Origin of the sequence: Schaalia canis (assembly GCF_003858455.1) — a bacterium.
In the GTDB taxonomy this organism is placed as follows: Bacteria; Actinomycetota; Actinomycetes; order Actinomycetales; family Actinomycetaceae; genus Pauljensenia; species Pauljensenia canis.
The window spans coordinates 225,200-239,292 of record NZ_RQZF01000001.1 but is presented as its reverse complement, the minus strand read 5'-3'; the positions used below and the strand labels follow the sequence as shown (position 1 = coordinate 239,292).

Genomic DNA, 14,093 nt, shown 5'->3' with positions numbered 1-14,093 from the left:
GGCAAATAGTGTCCGGCTTTCATTGGGAGTGCCGGTAGTGGGAGACTTAAATGACGTCGTCACGATCGCTATCCCTCGCCTAAGGAATATTGAATGTATCTGGTACTTGTCCGTCACGGTCAAACCTCGTCGAATGTCACAGGCGCCCTCGACACCGGCCGCCCCGGTGCTCCTCTGAATGACCGCGGACTCCAGCAGGCTCAACGACTTGCCGCACGTTGGGAAAATGAAGTGGCACCAGCCCCCACCACCGTTGCGGTTTCTCCACTGACACGAACGAAGCAAACTGCCGCCCCTCTATGTGCACGCTACAGCCTCACCCCGCTTGTGCGTCCAGGTATTCGCGAGGTGCGCTCCGGCGACCTTGAGATGAATGCCGGAATCTCGGATATTGCGCGCTACATGGGAACCCTCGCACCCTGGGCGCAAGGGGAGTGGGGTGTTCGCATGCCCGGTGGAGAAAGCGGCTCAGAGATCCTCACCCGAGCCCTACCTGTCGTCCACGAGGTTCTCTCTAGCGTGCGTCGCACCGCAGGTGAAGATGGTGTCGGTGTCATCGTTGCCCATGGCGCACTCAATCGTGTTATCGCCGCAACGCTCGCAACGGACATCACTGTCAACCTCGTCATGAAGTATCGCCTGGAGAATACCCACACCTGCGTCCTGGAACTGCCCCACGGTCATGACCTCAACGATGTCAGTGGGTTGATCGGCGCTTTCCATGCCAAGACCTGGAATGAACGTCCACTTGATGCGTGGGATGTTTCCGACGATGTCACCATGAGCCTGAATAACGGCTAAAGCAGGAGGGGAAAGTTACGCACTAGCACTACAACCAATCCACTGGCTTCAGTGTGATCTTGTGCACGCAGGCGCAATGGCTGGGAGAATAGAAGCGTCACTTTGCAATGGCGCGAAAGGGGCCAGTCATGTCACACCACAGCGTTTCTGCCACTCAGCCCGAGGTGCTTTTCGAGGGCGTACGGACATTCTCTCCCGAAAAACGACGGGTGTGGAAGATGATGATGGTGGCCATGGCTGTCGTGACCGCACTCGTCTGTATCGCGATCATCCGATGGCTTCTGAGTGACTCAGAATCCGTGAACACATGGGTGATGGCTTTGGTTGCAGTGCTGATCGCCCTCGCTCTTGTCGGTGTGGCAACTCTTGGACGAACCCGGGTAGAGTGGCGCATCACCCGTAACGACTTCATTGTTCAAGAAAGCGTGATCGGTACCTCGCGGACGATCCCCCTGGAAAATATTCGTGCTGTGGCAGATCATCCGCAAGCCGACGACCTCTCAGGATTTGGTGTCGGCCTGAAGAAGGGGGTGGTGCTTTTCTCTGTTGGGGCTCCTTTCATCCGCCTGAGTATTGATGGACGACGGGACATCGCATTTTCTGTCACCCATGCTGATGCTGAGTTCCTCAAGCGTGAACTCACCGCAGACTCATAGCGCCTTCCATAAACGCTCGAATGTCCAAAATGGCCGGGCTCGTGCCGGTCGGAGCTGTTCAACTCTGGCTCTCAGTTGAGTTGTATTGTTCCAAGTAATCCACCAACGGCATGACGTCGACAGGAAAGCGTCGGTAGCCTAGGTAATCCTGCAGGAAAGTCACATGGTCAGGGCACGCAAGCCAGGTCTTTGTACGGCCGGTATGGATAGCAGGATTCGACCAGACCAGAGCCTGAGTCGCCTTTTCCTCGCACTCTCGAGCTGAGCAGATGAGATCACGGGGGCCGCGTGCAAGTGCCATGGGGATAATCCTTCCACTTCAATGCTGGCTCCAGTGTAGAAGGCAAAGCGGCCTCAGCCACGGGCTGCATAATGGCCGCGCCCCCATGTAGCGTGAATAATGGAGAGATGGAACACACACTCGTCCTCGTTCGGCATGCTCACGCCGAACCTTACGCAGATGGCGGCGACCACGCCCGCCCCTTAAGTAGCCGCGGGCATGAGCAGGCACGCTTGCTCGGCCAGCGCCTCGCCCAGATTCTGCCCACATGTGATGTTGCGGTCTACTCTGACGCGCGGCGCACACAAGAGACTGCGGAGCATCTGCTTCGCGCATGCCCCGCAGAAGTAGCATGGGCAGATCGAAGCCTCTACACCGCCTATCCCAAGGATATTCTTACGCTCATCTCCCAGATCAATGATGCGCGAACGCTCGTCATCATCGGCCATGAACCCACGATCTCGGAAGTGGGAAGTCTTCTGGCTATCGATTCGCACGCGATTAGCAGAGGCGTTCCCACTGCCACCGCCCTCGTTTTGCGACACAACGCTGAATGGTCGACACTCCACGACCAGCAATGCGAACTTGAGGTTCTCTACCAGGGATAGATACTCTCCGCTTTCCGCCGTCAAGATGAGCAACGCTTTTCAGACTGTTACGAGGCGCACCTTGAAAAGTCCTGAGCGAAAAAACAAGGTGCCGGTGAATACCGTTAGAATAACGAGGTAAGTATCTACCTCAGAGGAAGCACTGATGTCGGGACACTCTAAGTGGGCAACCACCAAGCACAAGAAGGCCGCCATTGACGCCAAGCGCGGAAAGCTCTTTGCTCGCCTAATCAAGAACATTGAAGTGGCAGCGCGCACCGGTGGCGGCGACCCCGCAGGCAACCCCACACTGTTCGACGCCATCCAAAAGGCGAAGAAGAACTCCGTTCCCGCTGACAATATTGACCGCGCTGTCAAGCGTGGATCCGGTGCTGAAGCCGGCGGCGCGAACTACGAAACCATCATGTACGAAGGCTACGGGCCAAACGGGGTGGCTTTCCTCGTCGAGTGTCTGACCGACAATCGTAACCGCGCAGCCTCTGACGTCCGCCTCGCCTTCAACCGCTCCGGCGGTTCCCTCGCTGACCCTGGTTCGGTGGCCTACCTCTTCTCCCGTCGCGGCATTATTGAAGTGCCCGCCGCTGACGGCGTGGACGAGGACACCCTCATGGAAGCAGTTCTGGATGCAGGCGCTGAAGAGGTCATTGACCTCGGCGAAGGTTTTGTTATCGAATGTGAACCCACTGACCTGGTTGCCGTTCGTACCGCCCTGCAAGAAGCTGGTGTCGATTACGACTCGGCTGAAGTGCAGTTCGTCGCCTCCACCGAGGTTGACCTTGACGTTGAGGGCGTGACAAAGGTCAATAAGCTCATTGACGCACTTGAAGACTCCGATGACGTTCAGAACGTCTACCACAATATGACCATGTCGGACGAAGTCCGCGCCCACTTTGAAGAGGAAGAGTGAGCATGTCTGAATCCACCACCGCCCGCGAGGTCGGTACCCCCCGCGTCAAGCGCGGCATGGCCCACATGCTCAAGGGCGGCGTGATCATGGACGTTGTCACCGCTGAACAGGCCAAGATTGCTGAAGATGCTGGTGCCGTTGCCGTGATGGCACTTGAGCGCGTTCCCGCCGATATCCGTGCTCAGGGTGGCGTCGCACGCATGTCCGACCCCGACCTGATTGATGAGATCATCAACGCGGTTTCCATCCCTGTGATGGCTAAGGCGCGGATCGGTCACTTCGTAGAGGCTCAGGTGCTGCAGTCCCTCGGTGTTGATTACATTGACGAGTCCGAGGTGCTCACCCCCGCTGACTACGAGCATCACATCGACAAGTGGAACTTCACTGTTCCCTTCGTGTGTGGCGCCACCAACCTCGGTGAGGCTCTGCGTCGTATCAACGAGGGTGCCGCCATGATTCGTTCCAAGGGCGAGGCAGGAACCGGTGACGTTTCCAACGCCACCACTCACATGCGAAAGATCCGTGACGAGATCCGCCACCTCACGTCTTTGCCCGAGGATGAACTCTACGTGGCAGCCAAGGAACTACAGGCTCCCTACGAACTGGTTGCCGAGGTTGCCCGCGAAGGCAAGCTCCCCGTCGTGCTTTTCACCGCCGGTGGTATCGCCACCCCCGCCGATGCTGCCATGATGATGCAGCTTGGTGCTGAGGGCGTGTTCGTGGGATCGGGTATCTTCAAGTCCGGCAACCCCTCGGAGCGTGCGAAGGCAATCGTCAAGGCCACCACTTTCTATGACGATCCCTCAGTGATTGCCGAGGTTTCGCGCGGTTTGGGTGAAGCCATGGTGGGTATCAATGTCGACGATGTTCCCGTCTCTCACCGCCTTGCGGAGCGCGGATGGTGACCATCGGTGTTCTTGCCCTTCAGGGTGACGTCGCCGAACACATGCGGGCGCTGGAGGAATCCGGCGCCCGCGCCGTGTCAGTGCGACGCGAGCGCGAACTTGACGGTCTTGACGGGCTCATTATCCCCGGTGGCGAATCAACCGCAATCTCTAACCTTCTCGTTTCTTTCGGACTCTACGAGCCCCTGAAGAAACGGATCGATGCAGGACTGCCGGTGTGGGGAACCTGCGCTGGCATGATCATGCTCGCCTCAGAGATTCTTGATGGACGTGCCGATCAAAAAAGCTTCAGCGCCATGGATATCACCGTGCGACGCAATGCTTTTGGCCGCCAGGTCGATTCCTATGAGGAAGATCTGGATGTGCGTGGAGTTGAAGATGGCCCCTTCCACGCCGTCTTTATCCGTGCACCGTGGGTGGAGCGTATTGGTGAGGGTGTCGAGGTGCTTGCTCGTGCAGGTAACGATCCGGCTGGCCCCGTGGTGGCGGTGCGCTCTGGTGTAGTCATGGCGACTTCTTTTCATCCTGAAGTGGGTGGGGACCATCGCATGCACGATCTTTTCGTCAGCATGTGCCAATCGCGCTGAGCGTGAAGATTTCGTCTGACAACGAGGGGAGGGCGTCATGCGCGTGATGGGAATTGACCCTGGTTTGACGCGCTGTGGTATCGGCATTGTTGATGTTGATGCTGCACGGCGCGCGAGCCTCGTACATGTTGGTGTTGCCCGCTCATCTACGGATATGGCAACCCACTTGCGTCTCCGAGATATTGCCAATGCCATCGATGCTGTTATTGAACGCTTCCAACCAGAGGTTGTCGCTATCGAGCGGGTCTTTGCTCAAGATAACCTGCAGTCCGTCACCACAACAATGCAGGTCATGGGCGCGGCAATGGTCTGCGTCGGCCGGGCGGGATTGCCTATGGCCGTCCACACTCCGTCTGAAGTCAAGGCAGCCATTACGGGCAGTGGTACTGCTGACAAGGCGCAAGTACAGCACATGGTGGCTCGGGTGCTGGGTTTAGCTCAAGCGCCGAAACCTGCTGATGCCTCCGATGCTTTGGCGATTGCTATTTGTCATGCGTGGAGAGGGAACGGCCTTCTTGGGGCGGGGGATGATTCGCAGATTTCGGTGTCTATTTCAGGCAAGCTTCAGGCCCGTGGTGAAATGACGCCTGCACAACGGGCCTGGGCCGAGGCTCAGGCAGCGCAGCGACGCACGGGCGCTGTGGATCCGCGTCTACGCAAAGGCTAAGAATCTCATGCCCTGTAGTGTCATCGCTCAGAACTTAGCCTGCAGACGCTAGTATCGTACATATGTTCGCATTGGGTGTTTATGGCCCATGGCGTGTAGTGAGGGGTAGAAAGGACATCACGGGTGATCGCACAGCTTAAGGGAACGGTTGAGCATGTTGGACTCGACCAGATCATCCTGATGGTCGGCGGTATCGGCTGGAGTGTTCACGTTACCCCTACTGCGGCACAAGGAATGAGCAAGGGTGCTGAAGTCGTTGTTCACACTGCAATGATTGTTCGCGAAGACTCCATGACCTTGTATGGATTCTCTTCCTTTGATGAACGTGAGGTTTTTGAGCGCCTCCTGGGAGTTTCAGGTATCGGTCCACGTACCGCACTTGCCGCGTTGTCTGTTCTCAGCCCCGATGACTTACGTCGTGCGGTGCGAGATTCTGATGTTGCTACCCTTCAACGTATTCCTGGTGTGGGGAAGAAATCAGCACAACGCATGGTGCTTGAGATTGGCGATAAATTAGGGATTCCCGCCCACATCGACCCCTTGAGTACGCCCGCAGCACAAGACGAAGCCAGCGCCGAGGTGAAGGCGGCCCTCATCCAATTAGGCTGGAGCGATGCTATTGCCTCTAAAGCCTTGGAATCGTTGGCAGGTCAAGGTTTGGGGGCTTCAGACCTGCTCCGCGCCGCACTTGTGAAGCTAGGAGGTCAACGTGGCTGAAAGCTTTGATATTCCCGGATACACTGCGGCTGACGTGCCCGATAATGACACGCTGCGGATTGTTGCCCCTGACGCGGGTGACCTCGAACGCGCTGCCGAGGCCGCCCTCCGCCCCAAACGGCTCGCAGATTTCGTGGGGCAACCTATTGTCCGCGACCAGCTTCAACTTGTTCTTGACGCCGCACGAGCCAGAGGTGTTCCCGCTGACCATGTGTTGCTTGCAGGGCCTCCAGGCTTGGGCAAAACAACGCTTGCAATGATCGTCGCTGCGGAGATGGGCACATCTTTGCGCCTGACTTCAGGGCCTGCCATTCAACATGCGGGAGACCTGGCAGCTATTCTGTCAGGCCTCCAAGAGGGCGATATCTTGTTTATCGACGAGATTCACCGTCTCGCACGTACAGCAGAGGAAATGCTTTACCTCGCAATGGAGGATTTCCGCGTCGATATTGTTGTGGGTAAAGGCCCTGGTGCGACCTCAATCCCTCTCACGTTGCCTCCCTTTACGGTTGTCGGTGCAACAACTCGTTCAGGTTTACTGCCGGCCCCTCTTCGCGATCGTTTCGGATTCACTGCTCATCTTGAGTTTTATGATGTTGCCGACCTTGAGTTGGTCGTCAGGCGTTCAGCCGGACTCCTAGGAGCCCCTATCGATGAAGAAGCTGCCCATGAGATTGCGTCACGTTCACGCGGGACTCCACGAATTGCTAACCGCCTCCTCCGACGAGTCGTTGATTTTGCCCAGGTTCGAGGAGACGGCTGTCTGTCTCTTGCAGCAGCTCAGGGCGCCCTGGAACTATTCGAAGTTGACCGCTACGGATTAGATCGTCTTGATCGAGCGGTGCTTGAAACAATCTGCCAGCGCTTTGCCGGTGGCCCTGTAGGCCTGACAACCCTCGCGGTGACGGTGGGGGAGGAGGCTGAGACAGTCGAAACCGTTGCTGAGCCCTACCTTGTGCGGGAAGGATTCCTCATGCGAACATCGCGAGGTCGTGCCGCGACGCAGAAGGCATGGCAACATCTTGGTCTGGTTCCTCCCCAAGACGCCACACTGTTCTCCTGAGAGGCGCCACCCCCGCACAGGCGGAGAGTCTAGGGCGTGAGGCTGGCTGTCGTTGAGATACAAGCGACATCACAGTTCTCACATACCTGCGTGATGCATACAGAATCGGCGTGGGGGACTAGACTGCAATGTGGTGCGGATTGTCCGCGCAGCTATTTTCTGCTGAGAAAAGAGGTTTCTCGTAATGGAGTTCCTGACCAACAACCCCTTGCTGATCATTTTGCTCGGTCTGCTTGTCGTCATGATGATTATGAGCTCGCGTGGCCGAAAGAAGATGATGGAACAGCAGGCTGAGCGGGAGCGTCTCCTGAATGAGAGCCTCGTGCCAGGTGTGTGGGTAAAGACCGGTGTCGGACTGTGGGCTCGCTACGTTGATACCGACGGTGACATCGTGATTCTTGAAACTGCTGACGGTACTGAGATGTACTGGGAGCGTTCGATGATTCGCGAGGTCGGCGATCTTCCCTTCGCTCCGGAGCTTGATGCCGCCGATGCGGTGACGATTGATGATGAGGAAGAGCCTGTGCTCGGCCTCGACTCTGATCCCACCGATACGGATCCCTCCGACCAGTCAAAGCACTGATTATTCGCACCCCGTCACACAACATCATCTGAAGGTTTAGAACGTGTCGTCTAAGAAGCGTCGTCCCGTGCGTTCGCTCCTCGTGCTGCTTGTCGCAGTCATCGCCTCCATCGGCGCTCTGGTTGCAGGACATCAGACGCAGGGAGCGTCCTACACTCCGCTACTTGCCCTCGACCTTGAGGGCGGTACGCAACTCATCCTTACCCCCGTCTCCACGGCCGCTGACGACCGTGAAGTCACAGAGAAAGACATCGCAGAGGCTATTAACATCATTCGTCAACGTGTTGACGCATCCGGTGTGGCCGAAGCTGAAATCACCTCTCTGGGAACCAGCAATATCGTCGTTGCTCTACCGGGTACTCCCTCCCAGGAAACCCTTGATCTGATTCGTTCTTCGTCTCAGATGGACTTCCGCCCGGTACTGCAGGTCGGACCAGCGGTCACCACCGGCCAACAACAGCCTGCACCAGCAATTGATGGCGCTCAGTCGGGTGAGACCGCTCAAAGTGCCGACAGTGCACAATCTGCAGACGCCATTCAATCAGCAACGCCCAGCGACGATACCGCTCAGTCTGCTGCTAGTGCGGATTCGCCCCAAAGTGAACCCAGTTTCGTTCCGGTGATCGCATCGGAAGAAGAAGCCATGCAGATCGCGGACGTGGATCGTGACGGCAAACTAGCTGACACGCCAAGCGAAACCCCAGAAAATAATTCCGATCTGAAGTGGATCACCGAGCAGGCCGTATACGACTTCCTCACCTTGGATTGCACCTCATCGGAAGCTCGTACCAAGCGTGCGGTGTCCGATCCTGCTAAGCCCTTCGTCACCTGTGACGCTGATGGCTTCACCAAGTTCATTCTTGGCCCTGTGGATGTTTCAGGTGCGCTGCTTTCGAGCGCATCAGCGGGAATGATCTACAACAACCAGGGACAACCCACCGGTGAATGGGGCGTTGATCTGACCTTCGATTCTGAGGGGACCGCCGCTTTCGCTGAGGCGTCGAAGCGACTCTACGACCTGCAAGAAGACCAAGAAGGTGGCCGATACGGTCGAGGTGCAGCACGCAATCACTTCGCCGCAGTTCTTGACGGACGCATTATTACCGCGCCTTCGATGAATGCCATCATCCCCGACGGCAACGCTCAGATTTCCGGTTCTTTCACGCCTCAGTCTGCTGCGGCACTGGCGAACCAGCTCAACTTTGGCTCTTTGCCTTTGAACTTTGAGGTGCAGTCCGAGCAGCAGATTTCCGCCACCCTGGGTGCTGAGCACCTGGAAAAGGGCATTTGGGCGGGCCTGATTGGCCTGATCTTGGTTGTTGTCTACATGGTGTGGCAATACCGTGGTTTGGCGCTGCTTTCTGCCTCCTCTCTACTGGTGGCTGGCCTGCTCACTTACTTGGTGATTACCCTTCTTTCGTGGTTGATCGGCTATCGTCTTTCCCTCTCGGGTGTGGCGGGCCTGATCGTGTCGGTAGGTGTTACGGCTGACTCCTTCATCGTCTACTTTGAACGTATCCGTGACGAAGTGCGTGACGGTCGCCCTCTGAGTGCAGCCGTTTCCGAGGGCTGGGATCGCGCAAAGCGCACTATTTTGATCTCCGATGCCGTTAACCTTGTCGCCGCCGTTGTGCTTTACGTTCTTGCTGTGGGCGGCGTGCAAGGGTTCGCGTTCACACTCGGTGTGACCACCATCGTTGACCTCGTCGTGATCTTCCTCTTCACGCACCCAATGATGGAGCTTCTTATCCGACTGCCCTTCTTCGGCAATGGCCACAAACTCTCTGGTCTGGACCCTGAACACCTTGGTGCCAAGACCGGGATTACCTACGCAGGCCGTGGACGCGTAACCGTCCGTGAACCCCTGCGTACGGGTGAGGGAAAGCGCGTATCCCTGGCCGAACAGCGCCGCCAGGAGCGCCTGGCTGCTCAGGCGCATGACGCCTCCAATGGATCTGTTGAAGAGGGTGAGAAGTGATGATGAGTTTCGCTCAGTGGGGCAACGCCCTCTACTCCGGCGAGAAGTCCTACAAGGTCATTGATAACCGTCGCCGCTTTGTCGCTGTCACCGTCACCATTCTGGTTGTGTCCGCACTTATCGTTGCGATTTTTGGACTCAATCGCTCGATTGAGTTCACCGGCGGCTCACAGTTCACCGTTGTGGGTGTGGCGGACACCTCCGAAAAAATCGCTCGTGATGTTGCCGCAGAACAAAAACTGCCTGGCGATATTCGTGTCACCTCCCTTGGTGTGGACTCCATGCGTGTCCAAGCAGAAGCTCTTGAGCCGGATGCCGCTAACTCTATGCGCGAGGCTCTTGCTTCTGCCTACGGTGTTGAAACCACCAGCGTTCAGTACGAGTCGATCGGCCCGTCCTGGGGCAAGGACGTCACCTACCAGGCCGCCCTGTCCCTGGTGATCTTCCTGGCGCTTGTCTCGGCCTTGATGACGATCTACTTCCGCTCATGGACGATGTCCCTGTCGGCAATGGTCGCCTTGCTTCACGACGTGTTTGTCACCGTCGCTTTCTTTGCATTGGTGCGAGCTGAGGTCTCCCCAGCCACCGTCATCGGCTTCCTTACGATTCTCGGCTACTCGCTCTACGACACGGTCGTTGTCTTTGACAAGGTGCGTGAATTGACAGTCGATGTGTGGGACCAGAAGCGCTACACCTTCGGAGAACGCGTCAACCTTGCTGTCAACCAGACCATGGTGCGTTCAATCAACACCTCGATCGTGGCTCTCCTGCCAGTTGGTGCCATTCTCTTCATCGGCTACTACCTGCTTGGTGCCGGTACTCTGATTGATATTTCCCTGGCTCTCTTTGTCGGCATGATCGCCGGTACCTACTCGTCAATCTTCATTGCCTCCACACTGCTGGTTGTTTTTGAGGAACGTCGTGCTCGTACCCGTGAACACAACGCTCTTGTCGAACGTGCTCGTGAGCGACGTGCTGGACGTGAGTCTGTTGCAGAGAATCTTGCTGTCTCGCTCACCGAGGACGCCCCTGAGGGTGCTATTACCGCCGGTCAGCGTCTCCCTAACCGCGCTCAGCCCTCCCGAAAGAAGAAGAAGCGATGAGCACACTCAGCCCTGAGATCGCCGAACTGGTCACCACTAATCTTCGTGAAATCCCTGATTTCCCCGAAGAAGGTGTCCTCTTCCGTGACATCACTCCCTTGCTTGCTAACGGCCCGGCTTTTGGCCGACTGATCGAACTCTTGGCCGACCACTACCGCGGTCGTATCGACGCCGTTGCCGGCCTGGAATCACGAGGATTCATCCTTGCTGCTCCGCTGGCTACGGCACTTGGGATCGGAATGGTGACGATTCGCAAGTCAGGTAAGCTGCCTGGCCCAGTCATCGGTGTCGACTACGCCCTTGAGTACGGCACAGCTCGTATGGAACTACGTCCTGACTCGGTTGAGGATGGTCAGCGTGTCCTCGTTGTCGATGATGTGCTGGCTACGGGGGGCACGGCCGCAGCTTCTGTGAAGCTGTTGCGTAACTGCGGCGCCGAGGTAGCTGGCGTAGCGGTACTCCTAGAACTTGTAGACCTCGATGGGCGCTCAAAGCTTGAGGGCATCGAAGTTGATTCGGCGGTTCGCTTCTAACACGTAGGGGATTGGGGTTATCACACTGTGTAAACCCCCTGACCAACGCGAGAGGGTGTGGGTGGATTATTCCGCCCACACCCTCAACTTCTCTCGTTCTGGATCTTTCTCGGCATGGCCTTGTCACCACTAGTGCCACAGCCCTACGAGTGCTAGAGCGCGAGGAAGTTCTCATTCATGGGCAATGGCACTGATTCATTCCTGTGGCGGTTATCATAGGAAAATGACTGAGCAACGCAACGAGACGACGCCCCGAAAAGCACCAGCCGCAGGTTCGTTGGTGCGCTCGGGTTTGGTGTGGTTCGGCGGCCGCACCCCGCGAAATACGGCTTTCCCTGAAATCGAACCGCTCCTGCGTGCTCTGAAGGCAAACCACCCCAAGGCCGATGTCAGCGTCATTGAACGTGCCTACGCCACGGCTGAGCTCTATCACCGCGGGCAGATGCGCAAATCGGGGGAGCCCTACATCACTCACCCCGTGGCCGTGGCAACGATTCTTGCCGAGATGGGCATGACAACTCCCACCCTCGTGGCAGCGCTCCTACATGACACGGTGGAGGACACTGACTACACCGTTGAAGAACTCACTGCCGACTTTGGCGCCTCAATTGCTCAGATCGTTGATGGTGTCACGAAGCTCGACAAAGTTCGTTACGGGGAAAATGCTCAGTCTGAGACTCTCCGAAAAATGATTGTGGCGATGAGCCGTGACATCCGCGTGCTCCTCATCAAACTGGGCGACCGCCTGCATAATGCGCGCACTTGGCGTTTTGTTCCCAAGGAATCAGCTCAGCGTAAAGCTCGAGAAACCCTTGAGATTTACGCGCCGCTAGCTCACCGCCTGGGCATGAACACCATTAAGTGGGAACTGGAAGAGATCTCTTTCAAGACGCTTTACCCTGAGATCTACGAAGAAATCGACCGTCTGGTCCAGGAACGCACCCCCGAACGAGAAACCTACCTGCGTGATGTCATCTCCCATATCGAAGATGATCTTCGGCGTGCGGGTATCCAAGGCACGGTTGGGGGACGACCAAAGAACCACTATTCGATCTATCAAAAGATGATCGTCCGAGGGAAAGCCTTCGACGAGATCTTTGACCTGGTAGCAGTCCGCGTCCTTGTTGAATCCGTCAAAGACTGCTACGCCGTACTGGGCTCTCTGCACGGACATTGGAACCCCATTCCCGGGCGTTTCAAGGATTACATTGCCATGCCGAAGTTCAACCTCTACCAGTCTCTTCACACGACAGTGGTAGGCCCAGGCGGTAAACCCGTCGAAATCCAGATCCGCACCTACGAGATGCACGAGCGCGCAGAAAATGGCGTTGCAGCGCACTGGAAATACAAACAGAACCCGAACGCAACCTCAGCCTCGGGTGATGATGCGGACCGCATGAGCGCAGACGAACAGATGAACTGGCTGCGTTCCCTTATCGAGATGGAACGCGAAACCGGCGATCCCGAAGAGTTCCTTGACTCCCTACGCTATGAGATTGCTGGCGATGAGGTGTACGTCTTTACCCCCAAGGGTGAGGTTGTTGTCCTACCGGCGAAGGCGACGCCTGTCGATTTTGCCTATTCCGTTCACACCGAGGTCGGCCACCGGACGGTGGGGGCGCGTGTGAATGGTCGTCTTGTCCCCTTGGATACGCGCCTTGAGTCGGGTGAGACGGTTGAGGTCGTCACCTCGAAGTCTGACAAAGCCGGTCCTTCACGCGACTGGCTTGCCTTCGTGGCTTCGCCGCGTGCCCGATCCAAGATTAAGGCATGGTTCTCCAAGGAACGCCGCGAAGAGGCTGTTGAAGCAGGTAAGGAACACATTGCCAAGGTGATGCGCAAGCAGAACCTTCCCCTGCAGCGCCTGATGAACCACGAGTCGATCCTTTCGGTTGCGAATGCGCTGGGATATCCCGATGTCACTACGCTGTACGCGGCAGTGGGGGAGAACCATATCTCCGCTCAGAACGTCGTCAACAAACTTGTTGAAAACCTTGGTGGTGGTGACGGGACGGAAGAGACGCTCTCCGAGGGCGTGACTCTGGGAGCACCTCGCGTTCAAAAGAGCACACAGTCAGCCTCAGGTGTGACCGTTGCAGGGATGAGCTCGAATGATATTTGGGTCAAACTCGCTCGATGCTGCGCCCCAGTCCCGGGGGACCCGATTAGTGGCTTCATCACGCGAGGACAGGGCGTGTCCGTCCATCATGAGGATTGCCAAAATGCCATGCGTTTGAGTGAGCTCAACCCCGAGCGTTTCGTTGAAGTCTCCTGGAACGATGAGGGTGCTGGGGGACAGTACCTCGTGCAGATTGAGACCCGAGCACTGGACCGTGCGGGACTGCTTTCAGATCTCACGCGGGTGCTCTCTGACTACAAGGTCAATATTTTGACGGCATCGACCGTAACCTCGGCAGATCAGGTTGCCTGCGCACGCTTCTCGTTTGAACTCGCTGACATGAGCCACCTCAACGCTGTGCTCTCTGCTTTGCGCCGTGTTGATGGCGTCTTCGAAGCAACACGTCGGACGGGCACCGAACGACGAGTGCGGGGACAAAACCTCGACGAATGAGTGCGAGGCCCAGCCAAAAGTCCGTGTTTGAGAGCAGAGACGGTGATTGTGGCGGGAATGTTATATCGCTATTTGACGCTTGTGTCGTATTCAGGGACGAAAAGGCCATAGAATAGGAGTTGTGCCACACGCT

Annotated in this window: 15 protein-coding genes; 14 read left to right on the top strand and 1 reads right to left on the bottom strand. The window is 57.0% G+C overall.

Annotated features, from left to right (window positions below; genetic code table 11):
• Positions 1-93: 93 nt before the first annotated feature.
• Both EII11_RS01010 and EII11_RS01005 read left to right on the top strand, forming a co-directional pair.
• Positions 94-801, top strand: a complete 708-nt coding sequence (locus EII11_RS01010) for a histidine phosphatase family protein (RefSeq protein WP_124867690.1) — start codon at positions 94-96, stop codon at positions 799-801.
• A 128-nt stretch (positions 802-929) separates the two neighbouring features.
• The gene (locus EII11_RS01005) at positions 930-1,457 is read left to right on the top strand and encodes a YdbT family protein (RefSeq protein ID WP_124867688.1); all 528 of its coding nucleotides are present in this window, start codon (positions 930-932) and stop codon (positions 1,455-1,457) included.
• Between the two features lie 58 nt (positions 1,458-1,515).
• Here EII11_RS01005 and EII11_RS01000 read toward each other — a convergent pair whose 3' ends face one another.
• The gene (locus tag EII11_RS01000) at positions 1,516-1,758 is read right to left on the bottom strand and encodes a hypothetical protein (protein ID WP_124867686.1); all 243 of its coding nucleotides are present in this window, start codon (positions 1,756-1,758) and stop codon (positions 1,516-1,518) included.
• 107 nt (positions 1,759-1,865) lie between these two features.
• On the opposite strand from EII11_RS01000, the gene EII11_RS00995 reads away from it, so the two are divergent.
• From EII11_RS00995 to EII11_RS00940, 12 genes are all read left to right on the top strand, one after another.
• Entirely contained in the window at positions 1,866-2,345 is a 480-nt protein-coding gene (locus EII11_RS00995; protein WP_165867016.1) for a SixA phosphatase family protein, read from the top strand.
• A 145-nt stretch (positions 2,346-2,490) separates the two neighbouring features.
• Positions 2,491-3,252 (top strand): YebC/PmpR family DNA-binding transcriptional regulator, encoded by a 762-nt coding sequence (locus EII11_RS00990; protein WP_124867682.1) that lies wholly within the window; start codon positions 2,491-2,493, stop codon positions 3,250-3,252.
• 2 nt (positions 3,253-3,254) lie between these two features.
• Entirely contained in the window at positions 3,255-4,157 is a 903-nt protein-coding gene (pdxS, locus tag EII11_RS00985; protein WP_124867680.1) for a pyridoxal 5'-phosphate synthase lyase subunit PdxS, read from the top strand.
• Positions 4,151-4,744 carry a pyridoxal 5'-phosphate synthase glutaminase subunit PdxT gene (gene pdxT, locus EII11_RS00980; RefSeq protein WP_124867678.1) on the top strand — a complete coding sequence of 198 codons (594 nt, stop codon included), beginning with the start codon at positions 4,151-4,153 and terminating at the stop codon, positions 4,742-4,744. The genes pdxS and pdxT overlap by 7 nt, the downstream gene beginning before the upstream one ends.
• 37 nt (positions 4,745-4,781) lie before the next feature.
• A complete protein-coding gene (ruvC, locus tag EII11_RS00975) occupies positions 4,782-5,411 on the top strand; it encodes a crossover junction endodeoxyribonuclease RuvC (RefSeq protein WP_124867676.1) in 630 nt (209 codons plus the stop codon).
• A gap of 123 nt (positions 5,412-5,534) precedes the next feature.
• Positions 5,535-6,128 carry a Holliday junction branch migration protein RuvA gene (ruvA, locus tag EII11_RS00970; protein WP_124867674.1) on the top strand — a complete coding sequence of 198 codons (594 nt, stop codon included), beginning with the start codon at positions 5,535-5,537 and terminating at the stop codon, positions 6,126-6,128.
• Positions 6,121-7,191, top strand: coding sequence for a Holliday junction branch migration DNA helicase RuvB (gene ruvB, locus EII11_RS00965; RefSeq protein WP_240622998.1), 1,071 nt, complete (start codon positions 6,121-6,123; stop codon positions 7,189-7,191). The genes ruvA and ruvB overlap by 8 nt, the downstream gene beginning before the upstream one ends.
• Positions 7,192-7,375: 184 nt before the next feature.
• Positions 7,376-7,774: a preprotein translocase subunit YajC gene (locus EII11_RS00960; RefSeq protein WP_124867672.1), complete on the top strand. Its 399-nt coding sequence runs from the start codon at positions 7,376-7,378 to the stop codon at positions 7,772-7,774.
• Between the two features lie 43 nt (positions 7,775-7,817).
• Complete coding sequence (gene secD / locus EII11_RS00955; protein ID WP_124867670.1) at positions 7,818-9,752, top strand: protein translocase subunit SecD; 1,935 nt, start codon at positions 7,818-7,820, stop codon at positions 9,750-9,752.
• Entirely contained in the window at positions 9,752-10,855 is a 1,104-nt protein-coding gene (secF, locus tag EII11_RS00950; protein WP_124867668.1) for a protein translocase subunit SecF, read from the top strand. Before secD ends, secF begins: the two co-directional genes overlap by 1 nt.
• Positions 10,852-11,388, top strand: a complete 537-nt coding sequence (locus EII11_RS00945) for an adenine phosphoribosyltransferase (RefSeq protein WP_124867666.1) — start codon at positions 10,852-10,854, stop codon at positions 11,386-11,388. Before secF ends, EII11_RS00945 begins: the two co-directional genes overlap by 4 nt.
• A gap of 223 nt (positions 11,389-11,611) precedes the next feature.
• Complete coding sequence (locus EII11_RS00940; RefSeq protein WP_124867664.1) at positions 11,612-13,960, top strand: RelA/SpoT family protein; 2,349 nt, start codon at positions 11,612-11,614, stop codon at positions 13,958-13,960.
• Positions 13,961-14,093: the final 133 nt, after the last annotated feature.